Source organism: Gluconobacter sp. DsW_056 (assembly GCF_002153595.1).
GTDB lineage: Bacteria > Pseudomonadota > Alphaproteobacteria > Acetobacterales > Acetobacteraceae > Gluconobacter > Gluconobacter albidus.
This window is the reverse complement of record NZ_JOPF01000026.1, coordinates 1-23,691: the sequence shown is the minus strand read 5'-3', so window position 1 is coordinate 23,691 and position 23,691 is coordinate 1. Positions and strand designations below refer to the sequence as shown.

25 protein-coding genes are annotated in these 23,691 nt (G+C 58.9%); 11 read left to right on the top strand and 14 right to left on the bottom strand.

Features of this window, described 5'->3' with window-relative positions; translation table 11 throughout:
- From HK22_RS14025 to HK22_RS14015, 3 genes are read right to left on the bottom strand one after another with little or no spacing between them, the layout of a single operon-like run.
- Positions 1–1,149: an efflux RND transporter periplasmic adaptor subunit gene (locus tag HK22_RS14025; RefSeq protein WP_233142694.1), complete on the bottom strand. Its 1,149-nt coding sequence runs from the start codon at positions 1,147–1,149 to the stop codon at positions 1–3.
- A complete protein-coding gene (locus tag HK22_RS14020) occupies positions 1,146–2,411 on the bottom strand; it encodes a TolC family protein (protein WP_233142691.1) in 1,266 nt (421 codons plus the stop codon). Before HK22_RS14020 ends, HK22_RS14025 begins: the two co-directional genes overlap by 4 nt.
- Positions 2,408–4,543 (bottom strand): heavy metal translocating P-type ATPase, encoded by a 2,136-nt coding sequence (locus HK22_RS14015; RefSeq protein WP_062493653.1) that lies wholly within the window; start codon positions 4,541–4,543, stop codon positions 2,408–2,410. Before HK22_RS14015 ends, HK22_RS14020 begins: the two co-directional genes overlap by 4 nt.
- Positions 4,544–4,616: 73 nt before the next feature.
- On the opposite strand from HK22_RS14015, the gene HK22_RS14010 reads away from it, so the two are divergent.
- Positions 4,617–5,030 carry a helix-turn-helix domain-containing protein gene (locus tag HK22_RS14010; protein ID WP_086649725.1) on the top strand — a complete coding sequence of 138 codons (414 nt, stop codon included), beginning with the start codon at positions 4,617–4,619 and terminating at the stop codon, positions 5,028–5,030.
- A gap of 82 nt (positions 5,031–5,112) precedes the next feature.
- Here the strand turns inward: HK22_RS14010 and tnpC are convergent, their stop codons facing one another.
- Genes tnpC through tnpA form a run of 3 tightly spaced genes read right to left on the bottom strand, consistent with a single transcriptional unit; the run spans position 5,113 to position 7,710 of the window.
- A complete protein-coding gene (tnpC, locus tag HK22_RS14005; protein ID WP_086649724.1) occupies positions 5,113–6,639 on the bottom strand; it encodes an IS66 family transposase in 1,527 nt (508 codons plus the stop codon).
- A 52-nt stretch (positions 6,640–6,691) separates the two neighbouring features.
- Positions 6,692–7,054, bottom strand: coding sequence for an IS66 family insertion sequence element accessory protein TnpB (gene tnpB / locus HK22_RS14000; RefSeq protein ID WP_062493657.1), 363 nt, complete (start codon positions 7,052–7,054; stop codon positions 6,692–6,694).
- Complete coding sequence (tnpA, locus tag HK22_RS15475) at positions 7,051–7,710, bottom strand: IS66 family insertion sequence element accessory protein TnpA (protein ID WP_062493659.1); 660 nt, start codon at positions 7,708–7,710, stop codon at positions 7,051–7,053. Before tnpA ends, tnpB begins: the two co-directional genes overlap by 4 nt.
- Positions 7,711–8,591: 881 nt before the next feature.
- On the opposite strand from tnpA, the gene ssb reads away from it, so the two are divergent.
- The 6 genes from ssb to HK22_RS13975 all read left to right on the top strand — a co-directional run bounded on the left by ssb (position 8,592) and on the right by HK22_RS13975 (position 11,576).
- Positions 8,592–9,086 (top strand): single-stranded DNA-binding protein, encoded by a 495-nt coding sequence (ssb, locus tag HK22_RS13990; RefSeq protein WP_086649723.1) that lies wholly within the window; start codon positions 8,592–8,594, stop codon positions 9,084–9,086.
- A 28-nt stretch (positions 9,087–9,114) separates the two neighbouring features.
- Complete coding sequence (locus HK22_RS13985) at positions 9,115–9,393, top strand: hypothetical protein (RefSeq protein WP_086649722.1); 279 nt, start codon at positions 9,115–9,117, stop codon at positions 9,391–9,393.
- Positions 9,386–9,511, top strand: coding sequence for a hypothetical protein (locus tag HK22_RS15470; protein WP_255376059.1), 126 nt, complete (start codon positions 9,386–9,388; stop codon positions 9,509–9,511). Before HK22_RS13985 ends, HK22_RS15470 begins: the two co-directional genes overlap by 8 nt.
- A gap of 152 nt (positions 9,512–9,663) precedes the next feature.
- Complete coding sequence (locus HK22_RS15135; protein WP_158093569.1) at positions 9,664–9,840, top strand: hypothetical protein; 177 nt, start codon at positions 9,664–9,666, stop codon at positions 9,838–9,840.
- Between the two features lie 765 nt (positions 9,841–10,605).
- The gene (locus tag HK22_RS13980; RefSeq protein ID WP_086649721.1) at positions 10,606–11,262 is read left to right on the top strand and encodes a hypothetical protein; all 657 of its coding nucleotides are present in this window, start codon (positions 10,606–10,608) and stop codon (positions 11,260–11,262) included.
- A 92-nt stretch (positions 11,263–11,354) separates the two neighbouring features.
- On the top strand, positions 11,355–11,576 hold the full coding sequence (locus HK22_RS13975) for a hypothetical protein (protein WP_086649720.1): 222 nt from the start codon (positions 11,355–11,357) through the stop codon (positions 11,574–11,576).
- Between the two features lie 161 nt (positions 11,577–11,737).
- Here HK22_RS13975 and HK22_RS13970 read toward each other — a convergent pair whose 3' ends face one another.
- From HK22_RS13970 to HK22_RS13960, 3 genes are all read right to left on the bottom strand, one after another.
- Positions 11,738–12,385: a hypothetical protein gene (locus HK22_RS13970; protein WP_233142686.1), complete on the bottom strand. Its 648-nt coding sequence runs from the start codon at positions 12,383–12,385 to the stop codon at positions 11,738–11,740.
- Positions 12,382–13,164 (bottom strand): hypothetical protein, encoded by a 783-nt coding sequence (locus HK22_RS13965; RefSeq protein WP_086649718.1) that lies wholly within the window; start codon positions 13,162–13,164, stop codon positions 12,382–12,384. The genes HK22_RS13970 and HK22_RS13965 overlap by 4 nt, the downstream gene beginning before the upstream one ends.
- Positions 13,165–13,253: 89 nt before the next feature.
- Positions 13,254–14,156 carry a hypothetical protein gene (locus HK22_RS13960; protein ID WP_086649717.1) on the bottom strand — a complete coding sequence of 301 codons (903 nt, stop codon included), beginning with the start codon at positions 14,154–14,156 and terminating at the stop codon, positions 13,254–13,256.
- A 323-nt stretch (positions 14,157–14,479) separates the two neighbouring features.
- Between HK22_RS13960 and HK22_RS13955 the strand changes: the two genes are divergently transcribed.
- From HK22_RS13955 to mobF, 4 genes are all read left to right on the top strand, one after another.
- The gene (locus HK22_RS13955) at positions 14,480–14,716 is read left to right on the top strand and encodes a BrnA antitoxin family protein (protein WP_231100982.1); all 237 of its coding nucleotides are present in this window, start codon (positions 14,480–14,482) and stop codon (positions 14,714–14,716) included.
- A 13-nt stretch (positions 14,717–14,729) separates the two neighbouring features.
- Positions 14,730–15,089 (top strand): type II toxin-antitoxin system PemK/MazF family toxin, encoded by a 360-nt coding sequence (locus HK22_RS13950; RefSeq protein WP_167383470.1) that lies wholly within the window; start codon positions 14,730–14,732, stop codon positions 15,087–15,089.
- A 104-nt stretch (positions 15,090–15,193) separates the two neighbouring features.
- The gene (locus HK22_RS13945; protein WP_061928996.1) at positions 15,194–15,472 is read left to right on the top strand and encodes a hypothetical protein; all 279 of its coding nucleotides are present in this window, start codon (positions 15,194–15,196) and stop codon (positions 15,470–15,472) included.
- Entirely contained in the window at positions 15,469–18,672 is a 3,204-nt protein-coding gene (mobF, locus tag HK22_RS13940; RefSeq protein WP_086649714.1) for a MobF family relaxase, read from the top strand. Before HK22_RS13945 ends, mobF begins: the two co-directional genes overlap by 4 nt.
- Before the next feature lie 41 nt (positions 18,673–18,713).
- On the opposite strand, the gene HK22_RS13935 is transcribed toward mobF, so the two are convergent.
- From HK22_RS13935 to HK22_RS13915, 5 genes are all read right to left on the bottom strand, one after another.
- Positions 18,714–20,963, bottom strand: a complete 2,250-nt coding sequence (locus tag HK22_RS13935; protein WP_086649713.1) for a type IV secretory system conjugative DNA transfer family protein — start codon at positions 20,961–20,963, stop codon at positions 18,714–18,716.
- Positions 20,964–21,404: 441 nt separating this feature from the next.
- A complete protein-coding gene (locus HK22_RS13930) occupies positions 21,405–21,776 on the bottom strand; it encodes a hypothetical protein (protein ID WP_086649712.1) in 372 nt (123 codons plus the stop codon).
- Positions 21,773–22,021, bottom strand: a complete 249-nt coding sequence (gene icmT, locus HK22_RS13925; protein WP_086649711.1) for an IcmT/TraK family protein — start codon at positions 22,019–22,021, stop codon at positions 21,773–21,775. Before icmT ends, HK22_RS13930 begins: the two co-directional genes overlap by 4 nt.
- Positions 22,021–23,130 (bottom strand): type IV pilus twitching motility protein PilT, encoded by a 1,110-nt coding sequence (locus HK22_RS13920; protein ID WP_233142699.1) that lies wholly within the window; start codon positions 23,128–23,130, stop codon positions 22,021–22,023. The genes icmT and HK22_RS13920 overlap by 1 nt, the downstream gene beginning before the upstream one ends.
- A 2-nt stretch (positions 23,131–23,132) precedes the next feature.
- The gene (locus tag HK22_RS13915) at positions 23,133–23,495 is read right to left on the bottom strand and encodes a hypothetical protein (RefSeq protein WP_086649709.1); all 363 of its coding nucleotides are present in this window, start codon (positions 23,493–23,495) and stop codon (positions 23,133–23,135) included.
- Between the last annotated feature and the right edge of the window lie 196 nt (positions 23,496–23,691).

Here is a 23,691-nt window from a genome sequence, read left to right as displayed (position 1 = left end):
TCAGTCTCCTCCAAGGCCAGACAGCAGCGCCATAGCCTTCAGGGTAAAACTCCCTTTTGTGACAATATCGTCACCCTCTTTGATCTCCCCGGCAACAACGGTTTGTTCCGGGCCTTCCAGCAGCAGTTTTACCGGGACGGGCTGAAATGTGTCAGATGCGATGCGACGATAGACGACCATGTGACCGTCCACGCGTTGAAGTGCGGACGTGGGGACGACAAAACCTTTGACGGTTTCGCCAACGGGGAGCCATGCAGTGAGTTGTGTTCCCGGTCGGAGTGTCTTTTGACTGTCCGAAAATGTTGCGACAACGCGGATCAATCCAGTTTCGGGATCGGCGGTCCCTTCAACGGTTTGGACTTTTGCGACATTCGCTTCTGCTGATCCCAGGGGTGAGAAGCGTATGTCGGCGCCGACTTCTACGCGTGCAGCGTCGTCGGGACGCACGAGCGCAACAATCCATACTGATGTCGGGCTGGTCAGTCGGGCAATGATGTCAGTTGGACCGATATCATTGTCGACCGCCGTATTGATCTGAGTGACGACCCCATCAAATGGAGCAATCAGGACGGATTTCTCGTCTTCCACGATCTTTTCCGTCGGAGATGTGAATTCTTCCTCCAGGCGATGTGTCAGGGTTGCGATCGCAGCGTCCTGATAACGCACAGCGTTCTGGCTTTCCTGTAACGCAGCCAGACGTCGGGCCACTTCTCCCCTCGAGACTGTCATTCCGGACAGTTCCTGACCCCTCCGATACGAGAGGGAAGCGTCTGCCAGCCGCGCTTTCGCACTGGCATGATCGGCTTTTGCCTGCGCGAGCTGTAATTGTACGATATGCAACGTATGGTCGATATAAGAGACCAATGGTTGGCCGGCCCTGACATGCTGCCCCGGTAGAACTGAGACAGCACTGACTTTTCCATCCCCGGCAGGTCGAATGGTCACCGAATGTGCACCATCTTCCATCACGGTCGCCATGGCCTGGACCTCTGCTTTTGCGGAGCCATGATGCAGTATTGCAGTTTGCAGGCCCTCAGCCTGAACGGCATCGCCGTCCATTGTCACCGGTTGCAACCAGGTCGGAGTTTCTGCCGAGGCAAGGGTGGGAAGAGCCAGCATGATCGTACATGCCGCAATTGGAAATCTCACGGTATATATCCCAGTGCAATAACCGTGCGAATGATCGCAACACGGTGGTCAATTTCGGCTTTATTGAATGCAGTCAGGCTGTTGTAAGCATCCATCCGCGCCCGCAACGCCTCGATGAGAGGAGTTTCTCCAGCACGCCAGGAATGCTCCATGGCATCAGCGCGTCCAACGGTGGCATGCGCCGCCTGTGCTGCCATGATGATTGACGCAGAGGTGTTCCGCAGATGGGCTTGGACACGGGCCATTTCGGCTCTGACGGTTCGACGGGTTTCCGCTTCTTCTCTGATCGCTGTTGAGAGCGCACTCTGGGCCTGTGTCCGGATAGGAACCGATGTCACGTCAGTTGGTATCGGCATCTTCAGACTGACGCCAACCTGGGTATCCCAGGGCGAGCCATACTGCCCCTGGTTTATGACGCCGACCCCAATTTCGGGATTGGGCATATAGCTATGCGCTGCAAGATTATCTTTTTCGGAAGCCACGCGAACGGCCTGATGAGCGGCCTGCACACGAGGATCGTTGCTCTCTGTCCACGGATGTCCACTGGCTTGAAGAAACACTGGCCAGCGCATATCGATCCCTGTCAGATCTGGTTGTGTGGGGTGGCCCGTCAGAATATCGAGAGAGGCATGCGTTGCCTCGATTTCCTCCTCAACCGTGTTGAGTTCATTTTCCGCGAGCGCCATCTGTGCACTCACCGCCTGCGCCTCGGTTGAGACACTTTCACTTTTCCGAACTGACAGACTGACAACCTGATTGATCCGGCGGAGCGCGATCAATGTCGACTGAGCAGTCGCTTTATGGCGCTCTGACAAAAGCAATGTGCCAACCGTGTCCGCCACGCGAATGGCCATGGCCATATGTGCGACAGCACGCTGTGTCTGTGCAGCCTGAGCGTCGGCCGCAGCGACATGCTCGGTCGCCGTCCCCTGCCCGGGAAGCCATAGAGGAACCGACAGACCTCCCTGTGCTGTCCGGTAATTATAATTCCGGCCACTGGGACGGTCATCGTAATATTGCACGTCGATCGATGGTCCGCCCGCAAACCAGGACCTTGCGGCCCGCTGACGCTTCTGCGCACCGCTTTCCTGTGTGGTCAGATCATTCTGAGCGGGATCATTGGCCCATGCGTCGGCAATCATATCATGCAAGGTGTCAGTCGATCCTGTCCTGGCGAGCGCTGGAGCCGCGTTCGTCAGCAGGATCATGGCTCCCAATGCAGCCAGAACCCGCGTTAATGGGAAATGCTGTCCCGAACTCATGATGCATCTCGGAAAACATTGACCCGCAGGAGCCGCACGGCGTTCAGGGTCACCAGCACGGTTGCTCCTGTATCTGCCATGATCGCGACCCAGAGCCCTGTCACACCGACGATGGATGTCACCAGAAAGACCCCTTTCAGCCCCAGGGCAAGTGCGACATTCTGCCGCACATTCCGCATGGTGATTCTGGAAAGACGAATGAGGCCGGGAATATCCGTGACACGATTTCGGAGGATCGCCGCATCTGCTGTTTCCAGCGCGACATCGGTTCCAGAGCCGATCGCGACACCCACAGCCGCCTGCTTCAGGGCCGGGGCGTCGTTGATGCCGTCTCCAACCATCATGACCTTACCCCGCTGATTGAGGTCCTGAATTTCCATCAGTTTCTGCTCGGGGAGCAGTTCTGCCTTGAAATCAGTTCCCAGATCTGCAGCGATAGCGGCCGCCGTGCGCTCATTGTCTCCGGTCAGAATCACGGGCGTCATACCAAGGGCGCGCAACTGACGCATCGCCTCTGACGCGTCGTTGCGCGGCTCGTCCCGCAACCCAATCAAAGCCAGAGCCTGGGCTGCGTAGAGGACAGCGACGGTTTTGCCTGCGGCCTCCAATGAGGTGGCTGCTGACAGCGCGCTCTCCGACAATGCGCCAGCCTGTGCGGCGTGCCGGGGGCTTGCAAGGGTATAAGAGCGCCCATCAATCTCAGCGGTCACGCCCTTGCCAGCAAGAGCTTTGCTGCTTTGGACAACTGGTCTGTTTAACCCTTCTGCCTTTCGCAGAATGGCGAGCGCCAGCGGGTGGCTGGACGTTGCCTCGATGGCAGCAGCAAGACCAAGGACTTTCTCCTTGGACTCCCCATTCAGGACAATCAGATCTGTGACGTCTGGTTGTCCCTTTGTCAGCGTGCCCGTCTTGTCCAGAGCAACAATGGACACTTTGGCAGCGGTCTCAATGACCGCGCCGCCTTTAAGAAGCAGGCCGTTACGGGCACCGAGCGAGAGTGCAGACGCTATGGCAGCAGGGACCGAAATGACCAGGGCGCAGGGGCAACCAATCAGCAGCAGGGAAAGGCCGCGGTAAATCCATATCGACCAGATCTGTCCAAAAGCTAGAGGTGGGAGGCAGATAACGAGCGCCGACAGTATGACAATGGCAGGCATGTACCATTGACTGAAACGGTCGATGAAACGCTCAGTTGGGGCACGGGCTTCTTCTGCCTCTTCAACAAGACGGATGATTCTAGCGATGGTGTTGTCAGATGCGGCTTTGGTGACACGGACACGCAATGCGGCTTCGGTATTGATTGATCCCGCAAAAACTACCTCGCCCGGCCCCCGGGTGATGGGAACGCTTTCCCCTGTGACGGGACTTTCATCAATGCCGCTGGTGCCTGAAAGAATATCTCCATCAGAGGGGATTCGGTCCCCGGGTCTCACCTGAACAATATCTCCGGGAACCAGGTCGGATGCCGGCACTTCTCTCGTAGCGGACGCTTCTTCTTTTAAGGCCGTTTTTGGGACAAGCGTGCCCAATGCCTTGATACCATCTCGCGCATGGCTGACCGCTACACCTTCCAGCAACTCCCCGACCGCGAACAGAAATACAACGAGGGCCGCTTCCTGCGCTGCACCAATGAAGAGTGCCCCGCTTGCGGCGAGCGTCATCAACGCTTCGATCGTGAAGGGTTGACCAAGCCTAAGCGCGTTGAAAGCGCGATAGGCGACCGGAAGCAATCCGGTCAGACACGCGGCGAAGAAAGGCCATGATAGCAGATTTTCAGGAAGGAACCATGTTGCCCCCCAGGCAAGGACGAGCAGGATACCGGTGATAAGCACCAGACGACCCTTGGCTGTCCGATACCATTCGCGAAACGGTGAGACTGATGACGTGACGACAGTGGTCGAACCGGGCCGGTCTGGACCAATGGGCTCTATTCCGTAGCCAAGAGCTCTGACTGCGGCTTCGACGTCGCTTTTTGACGCATGTTTCTCGTTTATGATGAGACGCAATGTCTCAGAGACCAAAGAAATTTCGATGTTCTCGAGACCGGTCTTGCGGGACAGGACTTTCTGGATTTTTGCGGTGCAGGCCGGGCAGTCCATCCCGGTAATACGCCACTCATGTTTGCCCGGCATCTGGTTCTCCTGTTCGCTCGGCAGGGAACAGGAGATATAATTGCTCTAGTCACTAGAGGTGCAAGAGGGTTTTATGCTGACCATCGGAAAATTATCGCGGCTTACTGGCGTGAAAGTGCCGACCATCCGCTACTATGAACAGATCGGTCTCCTGTCATGTCCTGAGCGAAGCGAAGGCGGCCAGCGGATATATGAAATGGCCGTTGGTCAAAGACTCAGTTTCATCCGGCATGCCCGAGAACTCGGTTTCTCTCTTGATGACATCAGAGAGTTGCTGACACTTTCGGATGAACCTGATCAAAGCTGTGCAGCCGTTGACGAGATCGCCAAGCGGCAGCTCGTCGAGATTGAAAAGCGTATCACCCGATTGACGGCACTAAAGACTGAGATGCGTCGAATGCTTGATCAGTGCGCCTGCCAGACAGTCAGTACGTGTCGCGTTATCGAAGTTTTGGGAGACCATACGCTTTGTACGGATGATCATTGAGCGACGCCTGACGATCAGCAAAAAAACTCCGTCTGCTGTTGCCTACCAAAGACCCGAAGCTGACATTCTGCTTCCCCCCAAATCAGCCGTTGGCGCTTTGGGGGAATGGAAGCAGTTCGCTGATCCGGGCTGCTGGATATCCGTCGATCATGCGCGTCAACACGTCACGCAGCCAGACGAACGGCTCAATGCCATTGAGCTTGGCCGTTTCAATCAGGGACGCCACGATGGCCCACCGGTTGGCGCCGCCCTCGCTACCCGCGAACAAAGCATTCTTACGGCCGAGCGTGACAGGTCGAATGGCCCGTTCCACCGGATTGGTGTCGAGATCTATGCGTCCGTCCTCAATAAACCGCGCAAGATCGCCCCAGCGGTTCAACGCATAGCGGATCGCCTCTGCCAGTCTTGCGCGGGAGGGGAGCAAAGCCAGCTTTTGTCGGAGCCAGAGTTCCAGTGCCTCAACGCGCGGTCGACTGCGCTTCTCCCGAAGGGTCTTGCGCTGATCGGGCGGCAAACCCTGGAGTGTGGCCTCAATATCGTAGAGTGCCCGGATCTGCACCAAAGCCTCCGTGGCAATCGGTGATCCCGTTTGGTGCAGCTCATAAAACTTGCGGCGCGTGTGCGCCCAGCAGGCCGCCAGATGGATTTTTCCGTCCCGTCTCAGCTGCTCAAACCCGGCATAGCCGTCGACTTGCAGAACGCCGCGATAGCTTTTCAGATGGCGTGCCGGCCAAGCGGACGTGCGATCCGGTGTCGCATAAAACACCACGGCTGGCGGGGCCTTACCGCCAAAGGGGCGATCGTCGCGCGTGTAGGCCCAGAGCCGTCCGGTTTTAGTCCGGCCACGTCCCGGATCAAGGATGGGCAGTGGGGTGTCATCCGCGAAAACCCGTTCTGCGGCACAGACATGGATCATCAGCTGGTCACGCAGCGGGGCCAGCCACCAGGCGGCGGCCTTGACCCAATCGGTCAGCGTGGAACGCGCGGGAGCGACACCGTGACGTGCCAACATCTGGCTTTGGCGATACAGCGGCAGGTGATCGCAATAACGGCTGGTCAGCACATGCGCGATCAGGCCCGGAGTGGCGAGGCACCCTTCGGCGATGCGCTCGGGTGCCGGAGCCTGATGCAGCGTCCCGCAGGCGCGGCACGCGCATTTGGGCCGGTTGATCCGCACGACCCGCACCGAGGCCGGAACCCAGTCCAGCATTTCACTGGTGGTCGTGCCTGCGTCGCGCAGTGCGCCACCGCAGGACAGACAGGCTGTCACGTCGGGCAGGATCGTCACGTCCGTGCGCGGCAGATGCTCTGGCAAGGCTTTGCGATGCGGGGATTTAACTATCGGTGCAGCGCCGCTGATTTCCGTAATAAGCGTCGAGGTAGGTGCAATGACAGGGGTTTTGGGTATGTCGGCTTCCAGCGTCAACAGAAGCTGATCGGGTTCGAGTGTCTCGGCGCGACGACCGAACCGGGCGCGCTGGAACTCCCGGATGATCTGCCGCAAGCGATCAATCTCGATCCGCCCCTCATCCACAGCGCCGGCCAGATCCCGCACCATGGTTTGCAGGGTGATCGGGTCAAACGGCAGGCTGTCGAGGGCAATCCGCATGTCTATAAAATGCCAGTTTTCTGCGGGTTGATACAAGAAAAATCGGCGCGTTTTACCCTGCCATCAGCATACGTCGCGCGGGGGCCTGGGCCCGCCAGTCCAATCCTTCCAGAAGCATCGACAATCGGGCCGGGGTGAGCAGAACCGTCGCCGGTTCTCCGGGGCTGGCCTGCGTAACCGGCCATGTAAAGATACCCTGATCGAGGCGCTTGGCATACAGGCACATGCCGTTACCATCGTGATACAACAGCTTGATCAGTCCGGCCTTTCGGCCGCGAAACACAAATACATGCCCGCTGAACGGATCGGCCCGCAGCGTCTCCTGTACCAGCACCGACAACCCGTCGATCCCCTTGCGCAAATCGGTGTAGCCCAGGGCCACATGAACCCGGATATGGGGTGGGAGGCTGATCATGCCGCAGCCTCAAGCGCATCCGCCAGTCGGGTCATCGCTTCAAAGTCGATCGGAGTGGTGATCCGCAGGATACGCCCATTGCGCAGCACGATTTCAATGTACGCTCCAAAGTTTTGTTTGTCTTTGGAGGCAAGTGGAGAGGCTTGTGTTTGGGCCATCTGTTGTGACGTGGAAGGCATGTCGTCGATTTTAACTGCGGCAAATTTCGGCTGACGTGCCAGGGGATCAGCCGGACATTCCGCAAGTTGATCGGCAAACTGTTTCTGCCAACGATACAGCATACTGGGTGTCAGACCGTTCATTTTGGCATAGCGATCCAGCGACATGCCTGATTGCCGGGCGTCGACCAGAAGCGCCAAACTCTCCTCGGGCGTCCATGTCTTACGCACCCGGACGGCCAGAAGACTTTTCAGATCCCCAACGGGGATCGCAAGATCCGTTCTGGACGAGCCAGAGAATTCCTTAGCCCGTTCTCCTGATGTCCCGTCCGGGATCGACGCCTTGATCGGTGGCGGCCAGACAAAACCGAGCCGACGCGCCCAGAGCCGAAGAGCTTTGGCGCTGAGACCATGGCGGCTGCAGAAAGCAGTCTGCGTCAGCCCGCTCTCAGCAAACTGGACAAGCCGGTCTCGCCAAACCTCTTTCCGATTAATCATGACATTCCAATACCCGTAGTGGAGGCACGATTAAGGCACACCTCACGCAGGATCGCAGCGTGTCATCTCCGGACGCTTACGGGAGAGAGGGGATAGAGTGTTTTCTTTCTTCGAGACTGACCCGTGGGTGATGTGAAGGGGAGGGGAGGCGAAGAGAGGATCGGGGCGGCCCTGACGGGTTCGTTCGCCCTACTGCGCTAGGCTCCTTCGTCGCCAAGCTCCGCGTAGCCCCGACGTCCAGCCGCCCTCAGTCGGGCGTCTGAACCTCGGGTCTGGCCCTTTCGGGTACGGCTTACCCGCATCCTTTTCCATGAACGGGCGGTCCTGGTCTGAGGGATCTGTTCGTGAGACGGCTCCTCAACCTCCCCGGCCAGTCCTTCGGACCGTCCGCGGAGGCATGTTCCATGGAGGTGGCCTCGCATCCAGCGTTCAGTCTGACAGTCGCCGTGCCAGTCCGTAAAGCCACTGCGCGACCCTCGGCTTCAGGTGTCAGGCCCGCATCTGCTGCAGGGCCGCACGCGGTCCCGCATCAGACGCAAACCAGCCCCCCTTGCTCAGGACGCTCCGGGCTTGACGGCCTGTCCCGTCGCCCGTCTTGGCCCGTGGCAGGATGGGCTCAGGAAAACGCCACCTCCCTTTCACTCTCGTCGTCGTCGGCGTGCTCGCCGCACGGGCAGGATGGGTCTAGGAAAACATCAAATGTCTATTAAGTATTCAATAAGTAAACCCTCAATTTTGGAGAGTTTATTTCCTCGAAAACGGCGGTTTCCTGCGGTTTTTCGTTGACCGTGAGCAAGTAAAAACCTAATATCTATTCATGGACGGAGGCAATAACGCCGAAACAGTCCAGTTGATACGTTCCCTATTTCTTGGAGGCTCTTATGGCTGGTTCCGTTAACAAAGTCATTCTCGTTGGCAACCTTGGTAAAGACCCCGAAGTCCGTCATACGCAGTCCGGTTCCAAGATCGTGAGTTTTCCTCTGGCTACGTCCGACACATGGAACGATCGCCAGAGCGGCGAGCGCCGTGAGCGCACCGAATGGCACCGTGTCGTCATCTTCAATGAGCGGTCTGGTGACGTGGCGGAGCGGTTCCTTCGCAAAGGCCGCAAGGTCTATATCGAAGGCGAACTCCGCACCCGTAAATGGACAGATCAGGGCGGTCAGGAGCACTACACTACAGAGGTTGTCATTGACCGTTTCCGGGGTGAGCTGGTGCTGATCGACAGCAACCGAGGCAATGGCGATGAGGGCGATGCCGGCTTTGGTGGTGGAAACGGTGGCGGCCGGTCTGGGGGATCGTCTGGCAACGGAAACCGCAATGCGGGCTGGGACGCACCGGGCGGGAACGACCTCGATGACGAAATTCCATTTTGAGGGCCGGGGGGAAGGGGCATAGCGTAAGATGAACAAAGACCGCCTCATGGCGCTGCTGCCCCCGCCGCAGCGCTCCAAACACAAGGAAGACCGCTACAAGGCGATTGCCAGCGTCCTTCAGACATTCGCCCTCAGCGCGTGGGGGCTCGGCATCGTGACCCCACTCATCTCCGGGACAGGACCGTTGACCCCCATGCGTGCCGTCACCTGCTTTTTTCTGGGAGCCGCGCTTGAGGCAATTTCTTTGACTTTTCTGGCCTATATCCCTTATCCTGAGGACAAGACGGAGGCGAAATCCAATGGATAACGTGACCCAGAGTATCCTGTTTATTCTTCTTCCTGCCGCTGTTTTCACCATCGGTCTGGGCCTTGCGATCGGACCGATTGCCACCCGGCTCGCAAAGTTGCGAACGTCCCATCAGTGACACCGACAGGCGGCCTCCGGGCCGCTTTTTGTTGTCCGCTCGCCCGGTTTAGTCAGGCGGGCGCGCCTCGACGGCGCGAGCTTTGATGCCCCCAGTGCTCGCCCCCCACAGGGGGGCTGCGCCAGGACAGCAAAAAAGACTAGACTGGCTCCATGTCTCGACAAACCGTCATTCGCATCAGTGCGCTGATCATTCAGGTCGCCATTCTTCTCCTGATCTGGCAGGGCTTTCTGCATCCAATCCGGGGAGGCCTGCTGGTACTTGCCGTGGGTGGGGGTGTGTTCTTCCTGACGCGGGACTCTTCCGGCGCAAATCAGGGCCGTAGGTAGAAAAAGCAAAGGAAGGGTCGGGGCGGCCCTGAAGGGTTCGTTCACCCTATCTCACTAGGCTCCTGCGTCGCCAAGTTCGACCGAGCCACAGCGTCCAGCCGCCCTCAACCGGGCGTCTGGACCCCGCGTCTCGGCCCGTCCGGGTAACGGTTCACCCGCATCCTTTTCCATGAACGGACGGTTCTGGTCTGGCACGTTCGACCGTGAGACGGCTCCTCGTCCCTCCCGAACGGTCCTGAAGGACCGCCCGGGAGGGCCGTTCCACGACAGCGTCCTCGCATCCAGCATTCAGTCTGACAGTCGCCGTGCCAGTCCGTAAAGCCTCTGCGCGACCCTCGGCTTCAGGTGTCAGGCCCGCGTCTGCTGCAGGGCCGCACGCGACCCCGCATCAGCCGCAGGCCAGCCACCCTTGCTCAGGACGCTCCTGGCTTGACGGCCTGTCCCGTCGCCCGTCTTGGCTGGTGGCAGGATGGGCTCAGGAAAACGCCACTGTCGTTCCACTCTCGTCGCCGTCAATGTGCTCGCCGCACGGGCAGGATGGGTCTAGGAAAACGACAGGTCGTCATAAAGTAATCAAGTAATCTTTTTACTTGTCATGCAAAAATAAAGCGCGTTTTATGGCGGTTTTTTGTGCTTTTTCTCTTGTCATGAACGGCCGGAAAGGCTATCTTTTACTTGTCGAGAGGGATTGGCCCTCAAGACAAAGCGCCCCGAACGGTGTCTCACCACCGAACGGGACTTCGCTAGACTAGAAAGGTTGTTTTCATGTCCGACGCATCCCGCACAATGTCCCAGAACGCTTCTCAGGGCAACTATTCCCCCGCCGCTGTTCGCCGCTTCAGTGAAGCACAACGCCGCACCAAGGCTCTTGCCGCGCCGTCTCTGGCCGACATTCTCCGTCTTGTTCCCTCTGACGACCAGATGTCAAAAATCGTGCCCGCGTTCGGTGTCGAAGCGGGTGACGTTGACGAGCTGACCGGGGCAGGGTCCAACATGGTGCGCGAGCAATACGAACTGATGTTTCCCATCCTCGTGACCCACATTCGGGGCGAGCAGAATTTCAACGGTCTGCGGATGCACCTTGACCGCGTGGTGGATGGCCTCATCCGTTCCGCCTATGGCGCCGCGAACTTCTACGAAAACCGCCGTATGATTGCCATTGACGCGGCTGACAGTTTCAAGAACGCCGACCGCGACGAAGACCGCTTGGGCGTGGACGGTGGAGAAAACCGCGTGGACGGCCTGCGCCGTATTGCCGCCGAGAACGGCGCGAAGGCATACGCGCTGGCCTGCGTCGCTTCTGGCGCATGCGCTGCCTATGAAGAACTCATGGGTCAGGCTTGGAAGCCTTACACCCGCGACAATGGCCGCAGCCTCTCCCGTGACGTTGCCGCCGTTCAGGCGGACGCCATGGGCTTCTAAGGCAAGCCCGCCGCGCCCAAAGGGCGCGGCCTCTTCCTGTTTTTTTGCACATCGAAGAGCGACCGGCCCTGCCCGGTCGTGGAGCCTGTCCCATGTCTCACGCACTCGCCCCCTATGTTCCCGACGCCAGCGCCAAGAGCCTCCCCCTGAGACGGCTGGAGCACCTTGCGCGGGGCTTCGCCATCGCGGACGCCCTCATGACGTTTCTGGAAAATACCCGCTTCGATTCCAGCATCGAGAAGGCCGCAGAAGAGGCGCGCGCCGCTGGTGCCACCCCTGACGAGATCCGGGCCGCGTCGAACGGCCTCGCCTGATCGGCCTCGGCCAGATCCACACGCGCAAAAGGCGGCTCCCTGGGGAGCCGCCTTTTTTGTTGTCCGGTCAGACCGCGCCAAAATGGACACAACCGCGCAGGCGCGGCTGTGACGTATGTTGCGTCAGGGCTTCGCCCTGGAGCGGGTACGCAAGAGCCTGCTCAGGACTTCGGCAGGATCGGCGGCGGGACGATCTGACACCATGATGCGCCCTTCGTGTCGAACGCCTGATGCTCCTCGCAATAACGTCCGACCTGCGCTGCATAACCGTCATACGTGTAACCAGAGGCAAAGCCGAGACCGATAAGGACCGCACCGGCCAGCGCCATCCGTACATAGGCGCGCCATCGCGCTTCCTTGTAAAACTGGCGCTCATGCGTCGGAATCTCTGTCCGTAACTGATCGAAAACCTTGTCGCGAAGTTCCGACGTCACACCAGAGACAATCCGCCCGAGAGTGGCCTGTAATTCGCGGTCTCGAAACAGTTCCTGTTTCTCGATATTCCGCTCCGCGACTTCCCCCATCTTTTCAATCTGCCGACGGCTTTCGATGTACTGGTCCCGCAGAGTGCTTTGTTCCTGCTTGGCCATCTCGATAATGCCGCGGGCCTCTCCCCTGAAATCCTGCATTTCAGAGGCGCATGACAGGGCAAGTTGCGCAAAGGCATCCATGGTGGCCCGGGTTGCGGAAACCCATTTCCCGAATGGAGAATACTGGTCCATCCCTTCCAGTCGGGCCGCTTCCTCCATCAGACGGCCCGCGTCCTTTAACGCGTGCAGGGTAGAAAGAGGCGTCTCAGTGTCACTCATGGGAGCCAGCTTTCAACCTTTTCGGCGACAATGTTGCTTTCGATCAGGTCAAACCAGCGCTTGACCTGTGCACGACGCAGAACGTCGAATGGCGTTCCGCAGGGGCGCGGCGCACTCTCCATGACCTGCTGGAAGGAGAGCCCACTCTCGATGATAGCGGGGAGAATGCTCAACTTAGGAATGCGAAGGAAGCCAAGCTTGCAGTCAGACATCTGGGCGAAAAAGGGATTCTCCGTGAGATTCCCAAATGCGCGGTCTGGGTCATGTCCGACTGGAACCGACCAGTCGTTAAACACCAGAAGAGCTCTTTTCGGGCGGAAGAGCTCGCTCTCCCAGAGCCGCTTGATGTAATCGAGATCGCCCACTTGCGGGCCACACATGAAGAGCCCAGTCACTTCGAGGCCAATACTCTCAGCAAGAGAAATGATGCCTTCTTCTTTTGCCCAGAGTTCAAAAGTGCGGTCGCCACCGCCGACATCGACCAGAAGCGATTTCTTCTGCTCGGCGGCCATTCCGAATGCCTCGGAAAACCACTCTTTCAGCACGGAGGCTTCTTCGCTCAGGGGGCGGCTCAAACCAAAGCGCTCATAGACCGATTTAAACGCCGAGAGCCCGGGATTGCGGGCGTCACCGTCTGCAAGAAGAGGCGGGCGCCCCTGCATAATGGCGCGCTCCGCGAGCGCCGCCTCGGCCGTAGATCCTCCGAGATTGCCGCGACCCGCTTTGACCGCAGCAGAAGGCGAACGGGGTGACTTGGAGGGGATAGGCTTTTCACTCATGACAGGTCCTTACTTTCAATGCCTTCTCCAGCTCAGTGAGGAGAGACCTTCAGTATGCGGACACCGTATGTGAGTGCGAGCAAGAGCGCTCAGTATAGGCTTTTCATGCGATCACGGGACCGCATAAGGAGGGCTTTCAGGACGATAGAGCGATCTTCATGCGGGACTGCCTCAACCATCGGGATACACGCCTTGGCCCATTCGCGCTCACTTTCAAAAAACGAGCGTCGTGGCAGTCCCGGTAGCGCCTCATAATCGATGCGACCATCGGGCTGACGCCCCGTCGCATCGAGAGGCATGAGGGCATCGAGCGGCAGATATTCCGGCATTCCATCAGGCCGAGGCCCGACATAAGGCGGCGGGAGTGGCTTGTCCCTGTCCGCACCATAGCGGGGAGCCTGCTTGAGCATCGTCACATGGTTGGCGATCTGCCCGATTTTGATCCGGGGTCGGGTGGCGGTTTCTAGAGGTGCAGGTTCGGACTGGGCGGCCTCGACGGGTACCTCTGACTGAACGCCATTCCCTTTGGACTCCGCCGTGGTTCTGCGCTGTGCCTCATAGCCTGCGATCCGCTCACGACGCTCCCTGTTGAGACGCTCCTCATTATCGGCTTCAGCCATGAGGGCAAGGATCTCTTCATCAGAGGGGCCAGACCGCGCTTTGTCTGTCGGTGCGACAGTTCTGCGAGCCGCTTGATCACGAGAAGGACCGTTCGCCTCTGCCACTGCACGGTCCTTTCGGGCAGCCAATGTCTTGCCTGCCCGATACCACGTCATTTTGGCACATCGTACAGTCGGTGCCTGCCCATCAGCATTGGTTAATCCAACGTCTTTGAACCATGCGCACAAGGCCTGCCAGTTCAAACGACGCCCGTTCCATGCCCGCAGTAGCTCTTCGCGGTTCGCTTCCATCCACACGCGCAGCGACATCGCTCCAGACACGTTTTCAAGCGCGCCAATGGCCCCGCTGATCCCGATACCTGTCGCTGCCATGTGGTGCCTCCCGTGGCCGTTGTGCGGCTGCTGCGCATCTCTAAGGGGCACCCTAACACGACTACCAATCGACTACAATCGACTACGTAAGAGCTACGCGTCGACTACTAACGACTACAAGAAAGCTACAGAGTTTTTCTTTTTCCATACACAAATGCAAACTTTCAGTTTGCGCTTCGCGCCACCCTGCGGGTGTTGCATCCGGCGGGGCAGGGTTTGACCCGGGCTGAAGACCTCTCATCGCATTCTGCTCTGCCAAATATGTTGTTCTGCACTACGACAGTGCGCTACATTAATGACGTTCTGAATGTATGGAGTGTGTCATGGCATCCCCCCTTTCGATCCGTCTGGACGAGCGGTTGCGCACCGACCTGGAGCAGGAAGCAACAGCACGCGGTATTCCTCTGAGCCAACTCATCCGTGATCTTCTGGAGACAGGGGCAAAGAGTGCGCGCCGAGACCGTATCCGCAGGGACAGTGCGCGTGTTGCCCGCTACGTCGCTGCGACGCCTTCCGCCCAGGCGCTTTTTGAAGAGGCTGGCGGAACCCATGGCTCCTGATCGGCCGGTTGCCATGGCAGCGATCTTCTCGCCTGGAGAAATTGTGCTGGCAGACTGGCGTGGAGATGCGCTGCCGAAGGAGCCCAACAAGCGTCGGCCGGCTGTTGTTGTCGAAGACGACCTCTTTCCGCCTGAGTGGCCGAACGTGATGCTTGTGCCGCTGACCGACGATGAGAACCTCGTCATTCCGGATCTGGCAGTACGGATCGACCCAACATCCGAGAACGGTTGTTCTAAACCCTGTTGGGCGGTCAGTGCTCTGCTCACCACCACATCCAAGCAACGTGTCACCGTGACAGGCAGCAAAGTGAGATCTGATCAGCTTGCTGCCATCAGACGTCAGATTGCGCTCCTGGTGGGATGCGACGGCTAGGCAGATAGTCTCTGAGACGATGTGGGCTCGGAGCGACAGTTTTTGTCGGCGAGCACTCACAACCACCTCGAGCAAAATGTCTCCTTTGCCCACGGAGACGATGCATGCCAGACGAAAACGTATTTGACCTCCCGCAACCGGTAGATCGCGAAGCGCCGTTTCAACTCCTCGTTTTGCAACGGCTGGATCAGATCGGGGAGACGCTCGCCCAAATCCATCAGATGGTCAGCCCTCCAGAGAAAGCAGAAGAAGGCGAGGGCCTGGTCGAGGTCGTCGCGCGCATGGCTCAGGCCATGGAACAGCAGGGTGCCGCCCTTGAGACAATCTCGGCGCAGCTTGGCCGGCTTGAAGCTTCCACCTTCTCTGCACCGGCTGGAAGATGATCACTTACCGGAAGATTTCTGCGGCAGGTGCCGGTAAGCTGATCGTCGCTTATCTGAGAGAGAATCAGTCCGAGCCGGAGAAGGATGCCCGCTTTGAACGGGAACGGAGTGATCCGACCCGTGAAAACGGTGACCGGCTGACAACCTACTATACCGGACGTGATGGGCGGGGAATGTGGTCGCCAGATATGGCCCCCCGGATCGCTGATGCGCTAGGCATTGACGTCATGAAGGTGCCGACAGACCAGGCGCTGGCCAATCTGTTCGAAGCGAAGCGCGCTGACACAGGTGAAAAATGGGCCAACACAGGCCGGAAGCGTGAGCACTCGGCCATCGACTTCACAGCGTCACCCGATAAATCAGTGACGCTTGCCGCTGAATTTGCGTCGACGGATGCCGAGCGGGCGCTCATCTGGAGCGCAATTCACAAGGCCAACGACAAGGCTATGGCGTTTATTGCCAAAGAGGTTGGCGTGGCGCGCAGAGGGTCAGGAAAGACAGCCACGCTGGAACGGGGGGAAGTCGCGTGGGTATCGTTCCGGCACTACACGGCACGACCGGTCATGAAGATTCAGGATGGCGCAAAAGGCCCCACGGCGGCGGTGGAAGTTCCGGTGCCGGGGGACCCACAGGCGCATATTCACAATCTGCTTTTGAATGCCGTAGCGACCGAAAGCGGCCATTTGGGTTCGCTGGACAGTGCTCGCATTACCAGTGCGACGTCTTTCATGTTCGGGGCGTATTTTCAGGCGGAACTTGCAAGCGAACTTCGCAAGCTCGGTATCGCGGTACACGTCGACGAGAGTGGCCGCGCAATCGCGATTGATAGTGTGCCGCGAGAAGCCTGTGAGCTTTTTTCAAAGCGGCATTCCCAGGCGGAGAAAATGGGAAAAGCCTATGCCAAACGGCAGGGCCTGGACTGGAACGATTTGTCGGCCGAGCGGAAGTTTTCAATCCTTCACAACGCAAATCTCGCTTACCGCTCAAAGAAGTACAATGGCAGCAACGACAGGGAGTTCTGGCTTGAGCAGGCTCACGAAATCGGGTGGTATCACGATACTGTCCTGACCAATGAGAAGGTCCAGCCATTAGGGCGCGCTGAGCGCTACGAGCAGGCCTATGCGATTGCGGCTAAGAAATTGGCTGAGGAGTTTCGGACAGCTGCTGTTCTCGACCGGGACACGTTCCGGACCCATGCCGCACGGGGTCTCATTGCGGCTGGCATTGAAGACATGCGGGACATCGAGCGGATTGCCGATCTGATCCAGGAGCGCGGCATTGAGATCGACGGCCAACAGGTCCGCTTCCTTGAGCGCGAGCAGGATGGCCGCCTCCGGGTCGCGACAAGTGCCCAGATCGCCCTTGAAAAGGACATGGCCCGTCTTGCCGGCCTGTCTGCGCGGACGCGGGACGGCGCGCTCAGTGACGAGCAGATTTCCGCTGCCGTTGCCCGGTCGGGTCTCGACTTCACACGCGAACCGGCACACGGCGCTGCGCAGCTTTCAGCCATCAATGCGCTTGGTCAGGCGGGCGGACTGGGCTTCCTGATTGGTGTCGCCGGCTCCGGCAAAACGACGCTTCTCAAGCCTCTGGTCGATGCCTGGCAGGAGGATGGCCGCACCGTCATTGGCGCGGCCATTGCCTGGCGTCAGGCCGATGCGCTGAAGGATGCGGGCATTTCCCAGACCTACGCGATGACACCTCTGTTGGACGGCCTTGCGCAGGGAAAGATCGTCCTCGATCGGCAGTCCGTTCTGGTTCTTGATGAAGTCAGTCAGGTCTCCCCGCGTCAGCTGCTCGAGATCCTCCAGCTTCAGCAGGAGAAGGGCTTTGCCCTCCGGGTGGTGGGCGACCGCGAACAGGCCCAGGCGATCGAGGCCGGTGATGCTGTTGAACTGCTTTTGCGTGTCATGCCCAAAGAAGCGCGTCCGGAGCTGTTGAGCACAATCCGCCAGAAGTCCGCGCGCGGTCGGCAGATCGCCAGCATGTTCCGTAGTCCCGGCCGCGATCTGAGCCAGACTGAGGACGAGCAGAAGAAAGCCGATATTGCGCGGGCGCGTGAAGCAATCGACATGAAGCGCAAGGACGGCACCATCCGACTTGTGGGCGGCGATCATGATCAGGTCGTCGAGCAGATCGCTGACCTGTATCTTCGACGCCGCGACATGCTGGCCCAGGCCGGATCGCAACGGGGCATCACCATGTCTGCGCCGACGAACGAAGACGTTATGGATCTTAGCCGTGCCATCCGCGACCGGCTGCGCAAGCGTGGCGAGATCGGTCAGGCGGAGATCGTCAAGGCCGCCATCGATCAGCGTGGCGTCACCTATGAGCTGCCTCTCGCAGTCGGTGACAGGGTTCGGCTGTTTGCAAAAACCAGCGTCCGGGTGGACACCCCCCATGGGCGCCGCTGGCGTGATCTTGGCTCGAATGGTGACTTCACGACCGTCAGGGGCTGGTCTGATGAGGGACTGGTTCTACAGAACGCAAAGGGACGGGAAGGGCTCGTGCCCTGGACCCGGCTGGCCGACCCGAAGACCGGACGCATCCGTCTGGGCTTTGGTCACGCTATGACAGTTGATGCGGCGCAGGGTGTGACGTCCGACGAGCATATCAACGCCATGCCGCGTGGATCCTCGGCCATGACAGGCTTTACGTCCTATGTTGCCGAAAGCCGGCATGTTCATCGCTGCTGGACGGCCGTATCGGAGGGCTCTCTCCGGGAGGCCGAGACGTTCTCGCGGGCTCTTGGCGACATCCGGCCGGTGACGGTCACCGATCTGTATGACCGCTTGGCGTCTGACATGGGCCGTCATCCCTACAAATCCCTGGCCGTCGATCTTGCGAAAGCCCGTCTCGTGCATGAGGAAGCCAATACGCGCTGGATCCGACAGAACCACGTCAATGAGCGCGCGCGCCAGAAGGGGCAGTCACCGGGCGGTCAGGTGCGTCGTCAGGTTGAGGAAGCCCCGATCCGGGATGTGCCGCGCGCGCAATGGGATGATGTCAGTCGCAAGCTGCGTAAGGCCGGCTATGCCGCGCAGGACGCCCTGAATGCAGCGCGGCGGGTTGAAGATCTGCAGGAGCGTCGGAGAGCGCAGCAGGCCGAAGACCGGCTGCGGCAGGCTCGCGCTGCTGCACAGGAACAAGAGCGGGAGCGCGATCGCACGCGGGTTCGTGGTGCAGGACGCGGTATGTAGTTTGGAAAACAGAGGCGGCTGGGGACATGCCGCCTCAGATATCAGGCGAGTTCCTGACCACGCGCGTAAAGATTCAGGGCGTGCGTGACGGTCTCAACAGCCGCACGCTCGTCCTGTCCGAGAGTTGTCTCGAACGCAACCAGTTCTGCCAGCAATGCTTTGTCCAGGTGCGGATGAAGCGGTTCCGTTGTTCGGGGCAACTGAGCGGACGGAGGGACGAGGGTCTCAAACAGCTTTGCGAAAGGCTTGTCGTCTGCCGGGGTCTCATCAGGGAAAAGCAGGGTCAGGAGCTCCTGTGCGTCCTGCAAGGGCGTACCTTCCGTCTTGAGAACGACGCCGAGGCGCTGATACAGATCTCCCAGAACTCCGGTTAATGGCCGGAGATCAGCCTTTTCGATCCGGTCGCGCCCTTCCTGAAGCCGGTGAGCCACCTCGACACCTTCTGTAGTCGGCTCCTGTGATACGGGTGCCGGAAGGGCTGGAGCCGCTGAAACTGTGGGGAACACCCTGTTCACGCCTTCTGGTTTGATTCCTGCGTGGAATAATCGTGTGTAAATTCGCTTGCCTCGGAAGAGAATGATGGCTTGCCCGGGGCGGAGGTTCTGTACGTCGCTCCAGGAGATCCGCTTGACGTCCCGAATGTCTGCGCGTTGCTGGTCTGCATAGACGCCGAGAGGGTTGGAACTGTCGAAGCCGGGAAGGACGCTGACAGGCATCGTTCCGCCTGATTTTTCGATCCACTCCCGGGTAGGACCAGCGTCCTCTACATTTTCAAAGATTTTGAGCTTTGGGTTGCCGAGAAGCGGAACGGTTAGGTCTTTCCCGAGCGTTGCTTCGAGGGTGCCTACTTCCTGAAAAGCCAGAAGCAGGGAAATATTCAGTTCACGCCCCAACGCCATCATTGCGTCGATCCCGCGTGTCGCGAATTGACCGACCTCGTCCAAGACTAAAGGATAGGGCACAGCAGAGGACGACGCACGATTTACGACGCGATCCTCATAGTCACCCTCGATGGAGGTTCCGAGTGCTGCCGCCAGTGCGTAACGCAGCGCCGTGATGACCGCCTTGCCGAGTGCGGCGTTCGTGTCCGGATGATTTTCGAGCGAGGGGAGAAGCACGACGAGGATGCGTCGATTGAAAATGACGTCCCGGAAGTCCACGTCGCCGATGTTGCACCGGAAGATATGTCCCAGTGTGGAGCTCATCTGGGTGAACGTTTTGCCGAAACCACCCACAACATAGGAATGCTGTTCGCGAACTTTGTCCTGGTCTCCCACGCTCTTGGTGTTCGAGAAGCCGCCTGTTTCCGTCACGTAGTCGCGGACAGGGTTCAGTAGAGTACCGTCAAACTCTGCAGGCAGTTCGACTTTGCGCGCCTCGCCTGAGTCCGCATCATAGTAGGTGAAGATCTTATCCTGGTAGAGATCGCGCAGTTTGACGATATCAGAGAACATCGTCCGGATCGTCTCGGACATGATAGGAATGCCAAGGTTGTCCCGGACCCAGACAAAGACATAGGACATGCCACGAATAAGCGCCTCGGCCCTGTCCCGGAAATGCGCGGAGTTACCGCCGCCGCCTTTCTTGTCCTCCGGAAGAAAAAGCGTGAGCAGAAGCTCCGTCATGCCTTCAGCGTTGACGGAGGAAAAGGGATTCCAGGTGTTGGTCTTTCTGTCACCAGCCGAGACCATCATGTTGATAAAGCGCAGATCGGCTTCCCGACCCCACCGTCTCGCCATGGCCGCGACGGAGAAGGCAAGGTTGTTCGAGGCTTTGCCGTCGACAATCGTGAACCCGCCCCCCTGTGCCAGCGCATTGCACAGAAGACTGTAGATAAACTGCGTTTTGCCGGATCCTGTGGATCCAGGCAGGATGGCGTGCATCGTCATATCATTGCCCGATAGCCACACCTGTTGGGCGGTGACTTCATCCCAGCCGAGCAGCCAGTCTCCCGAAGGCTTGCCCGGGATTTCGACGCCAGGTCGTTTTGGGTCTGGCTGCGGATTACCGTAGTCCTTCCCCTTCGCGTTTGCCGGCAAGCGCAGAGGCAATGTCACTGGCCGTGTCAGAACATAGCCTGCATAGGCAATGGCCAGCGGTACAATGGCGGTTGTCAGTGCTGGGACAGCGACGGATACGCCAGCCATTGCAACGAGCCCGATGGACGAGAACCCGGTTCGCAGGATTTCTGCGACCTGATGTGGCACGCCGCGGGTATCGCGGAATGCCAGCCCCCCCTTTTGCTCGTGAAAGTCCTGAGGCCCGTCAATACGGCGTCTGATCATCGCCATGATTATTCCAACCCGAACGCGTTGTTTGGCACGGGCGCGGCTTGCGACGCGGCCGGAATGGAACGTCGGGTCGCGGGAGCAGGGCCCACCAGTTGAGGGACTTGCAGTGCAGCGACAGGATGCGCTTGGCTATTTTTGGCCGAAGCCCATAGCCGGTGGCCTGCGGCTGCCCCTATGACAATCACACAGACGCCGACGAGGACAGGAAGGCGGAAGCGTCTGGCTCTGCGCGGTTGTCTTGCGCTGGTGATGGGGGCCGCCTCTACAGGGCAGGCACTGGCGGATAACTCTGAGAGAATGTCCTGGTCAAGAACGATAATGGTCCGTTCCCCTTCACGACGAATAGAAACGGACTGTGTGTCAGGTGGAACAGATATGATCATTGCGGACCTCAACAATTAGACGCCTGTGCAGTATCCGACAGGCGTTTGTGAGTGCAGATCAGGTCGTGGCCGTCTGGGCGTAGGTCGTCAGAGCTTCTATGGTGATGCAGCCTTCAGGATCGGCGGTTCTTCTGAGCACCGCATTGAGCGCGAGCAGAGCGATCGACAGCGGGACATGGTAAAGCCCTGTCAGCGTGTAGCCCGTCACACTCAGAGTATCGGGCTCGAGCTTGAGCCCGAAGCCCGCCCCTTTTGTCTCTGATCGCCAGAACTCTTCTGCGAGCCTGAGCAGTACCGGAAGAAACACGTTTGTCTGGCTCACACGCCATGCCGGTAGAGCGCCAACGCCTGGAATGCCAGTCTCGAAACGGTATCCCTGTGTTTCAATAAGAGCGGTGCAGCATCGCACCAGGTCATCAAGATCGCTCATGCGTAATCACGCTTTTTCCAGGAGGGAAGACGAGGGCGAACGGGGCCACACAGAATGACCCGGAACATACGCACGGCTACAGGAAGCGTGAGGCCGAGCCATGCCAGCACACTGAAGAAAAGCACTCCGATAACGGCAAAGATGAATGTCCATTCCCGCATGTGGGCGATCCACAGGGCGAATGGTGCAAGCGCACGGGCGTCGATAATGAGAAGGCGGACAGGGTCCGCGGTAAAGCGCCACATCAGTTCTCTTCCTTCATGGCAGCGGCCGCGACGGCTTCTGTAATTCTGCCTTGTTTTACAGCCGCCGCGATGGATTGAGCGAAAGTCTGCCCGTGTTCTTCAACGGCGGCCTGCGTGATATTCGGCCAGCGATCACGCGGCGCGTCCAGCAGTTGAGTTCGGATGGCACGGGTCACAGGCAGGAACTCCCGAACGGGCGTCCTTTTGCCATCGGTCGACTTGAGAAGCCTCTGGTTCACCAGAAGACGAAGGTTTTCGACGAACGATATTGTCAGGCTGTCTCGCTGATCTGCGGGGCAGAGGGCCTGAACACGTCGGACCGTTGAAGAGCAACTGTTCGTATGCAGAGAGCTTAGGAGGCGATGGCCGGAGATGCCCGCCTGGATCGACGCTTCCATGGTTTCGGGATCGCGGCACTCTCCTACGACGATGTCGGTTGGCTCTCGACGCATCGACGCCCGGACAAACTCGGCAAAACTCTTGAGATTTCTGGGAATTTCAAGTTGCGTGACTGCTGAGTTGCTCCGGTCTACGCGATCGTAAAGGATCTCAAGGGGGGCTGACGCCTCGATCAGGTTGCAGTGAATATCCGGATCTTCAAGCCGGGCCCGGTTGATGCCGCCAATCAGCGTTGATTTCCCCGAGCCCGTGGCGCCGCAGATCATGAAAATGCCCTTTTCTCCATGGAGTGCCTCCAGCAGTTGAGGCTCGACCTGCTGGTCCTCTAACGGCCGGGGGATATCAACGAGTGGCCGAAACGTCATCGAAATGCCTGCGTTGGCACCAACCTGCGAGCTGACGGCATTCAGCCGGAACGGGTATCGTCTCCTTTTGCGGTCTGGCCAGATTGTATGGCCGACATCGATTGGATCACCGTTCTTGAGGTTCGTAACACCTGTCGCCGAGCGAAAGATGTAGTTAACCGCATCCTCGACTTCACCCGGCAGACTGACATCTCGCGTTACCTGATGGTTTTCACCATGCAGACGCACCATGACGGGCATGTCAGACTGGATTTCGACACGGGAGCACTCGGCTTCGGAACACCAGATCAGGAACTGATCCAGCGTATTGCCCCGCAAAGCTTCTCCGTCATGCGGCCAGAACATGCTCACCGTGCTTTGTTTCCCAGACGATTCAGTGTCTCGAATTCGTGGATGACCTGTTGATGGGTCCTTACGAGAGTCTTTGGGAAGTTGTCGCTTTGCTCTTGCGGACCGTGCTTCTGATGCAGTGCCTCCATGTACCCCGAGATCGGCTCTAAAAGAGAAGACGGCGCGCGGCTTACGTCATACCCGTAATAGGTTTTGCAAGACGCCACATGGTCGAGCTGAACAAGCGTCAGGGTCATCGCCCGATCGAGCTGAAGGGCTGGCACGGCATAGTGCTCTGCCACCCAGTCCCGCAGCGTGTAAGCCGCAATGCGGGCGCGGATAAAATCGGGCATGAGAGCGAAAATTACGGAATCAGTCATGGTCTGCAGAAGGTCTCGAGAAGGCTGGAAATTTGGGGGGTCGTCAGAGGGCGTCCGGCAAGACATTCTGCTTTCCAGTGTGCCAGTGCTGCTGCGGCTTCCGGACAGGCGGCGATGGCCATCACGTAAGCAACTGTGTTTAAGCGGCGGAGCTAATGCGCCATGGCAGGCCTGTTTTGAGGACGGCGTTGGCGAT

What these genes read in the sequence shown, in the direction of transcription:
- HK22_RS14020 (WP_233142691.1), bottom strand. Translation starts at nt 2,411, where the DNA reads ATGAGTTCGGGACAGCATTTCCCATTAACGCGGGTTCTGGCTGCATTG.
- HK22_RS14015 (WP_062493653.1), bottom strand. Translation starts at nt 4,543, where the DNA reads ATGCCGGGCAAACATGAGTGGCGTATTACCGGGATGGACTGCCCGGCC.
- HK22_RS14010 (WP_086649725.1), top strand. Translation starts at nt 4,617, where the DNA reads ATGCTGACCATCGGAAAATTATCGCGGCTTACTGGCGTGAAAGTGCCG.
- tnpC (WP_086649724.1), bottom strand. Translation starts at nt 6,639, where the DNA reads ATGCGGATTGCCCTCGACAGCCTGCCGTTTGACCCGATCACCCTGCAA.
- tnpB (WP_062493657.1), bottom strand. Translation starts at nt 7,054, where the DNA reads ATGATCAGCCTCCCACCCCATATCCGGGTTCATGTGGCCCTGGGCTAC.
- tnpA (WP_062493659.1), bottom strand. Translation starts at nt 7,710, where the DNA reads ATGATTAATCGGAAAGAGGTTTGGCGAGACCGGCTTGTCCAGTTTGCT.
- ssb (WP_086649723.1), top strand. Translation starts at nt 8,592, where the DNA reads ATGGCTGGTTCCGTTAACAAAGTCATTCTCGTTGGCAACCTTGGTAAA.
- HK22_RS13985 (WP_086649722.1), top strand. Translation starts at nt 9,115, where the DNA reads ATGAACAAAGACCGCCTCATGGCGCTGCTGCCCCCGCCGCAGCGCTCC.
- HK22_RS15470 (WP_255376059.1), top strand. Translation starts at nt 9,386, where the DNA reads ATGGATAACGTGACCCAGAGTATCCTGTTTATTCTTCTTCCTGCCGCT.
- HK22_RS15135 (WP_158093569.1), top strand. Translation starts at nt 9,664, where the DNA reads ATGTCTCGACAAACCGTCATTCGCATCAGTGCGCTGATCATTCAGGTC.
- HK22_RS13980 (WP_086649721.1), top strand. Translation starts at nt 10,606, where the DNA reads ATGTCCGACGCATCCCGCACAATGTCCCAGAACGCTTCTCAGGGCAAC.
- HK22_RS13975 (WP_086649720.1), top strand. Translation starts at nt 11,355, where the DNA reads ATGTCTCACGCACTCGCCCCCTATGTTCCCGACGCCAGCGCCAAGAGC.
- HK22_RS13970 (WP_233142686.1), bottom strand. Translation starts at nt 12,385, where the DNA reads ATGAGTGACACTGAGACGCCTCTTTCTACCCTGCACGCGTTAAAGGAC.
- HK22_RS13965 (WP_086649718.1), bottom strand. Translation starts at nt 13,164, where the DNA reads ATGAGTGAAAAGCCTATCCCCTCCAAGTCACCCCGTTCGCCTTCTGCT.
- HK22_RS13960 (WP_086649717.1), bottom strand. Translation starts at nt 14,156, where the DNA reads ATGGCAGCGACAGGTATCGGGATCAGCGGGGCCATTGGCGCGCTTGAA.
- HK22_RS13955 (WP_231100982.1), top strand. Translation starts at nt 14,480, where the DNA reads ATGGCATCCCCCCTTTCGATCCGTCTGGACGAGCGGTTGCGCACCGAC.
- HK22_RS13950 (WP_167383470.1), top strand. Translation starts at nt 14,730, where the DNA reads ATGGCAGCGATCTTCTCGCCTGGAGAAATTGTGCTGGCAGACTGGCGT.
- HK22_RS13945 (WP_061928996.1), top strand. Translation starts at nt 15,194, where the DNA reads ATGCCAGACGAAAACGTATTTGACCTCCCGCAACCGGTAGATCGCGAA.
- mobF (WP_086649714.1), top strand. Translation starts at nt 15,469, where the DNA reads ATGATCACTTACCGGAAGATTTCTGCGGCAGGTGCCGGTAAGCTGATC.
- HK22_RS13935 (WP_086649713.1), bottom strand. Translation starts at nt 20,963, where the DNA reads ATGGCGATGATCAGACGCCGTATTGACGGGCCTCAGGACTTTCACGAG.
- HK22_RS13930 (WP_086649712.1), bottom strand. Translation starts at nt 21,776, where the DNA reads ATGAGCGATCTTGATGACCTGGTGCGATGCTGCACCGCTCTTATTGAA.
- icmT (WP_086649711.1), bottom strand. Translation starts at nt 22,021, where the DNA reads ATGTGGCGCTTTACCGCGGACCCTGTCCGCCTTCTCATTATCGACGCC.
- HK22_RS13920 (WP_233142699.1), bottom strand. Translation starts at nt 23,130, where the DNA reads ATGTTCTGGCCGCATGACGGAGAAGCTTTGCGGGGCAATACGCTGGAT.
- HK22_RS13915 (WP_086649709.1), bottom strand. Translation starts at nt 23,495, where the DNA reads ATGACTGATTCCGTAATTTTCGCTCTCATGCCCGATTTTATCCGCGCC.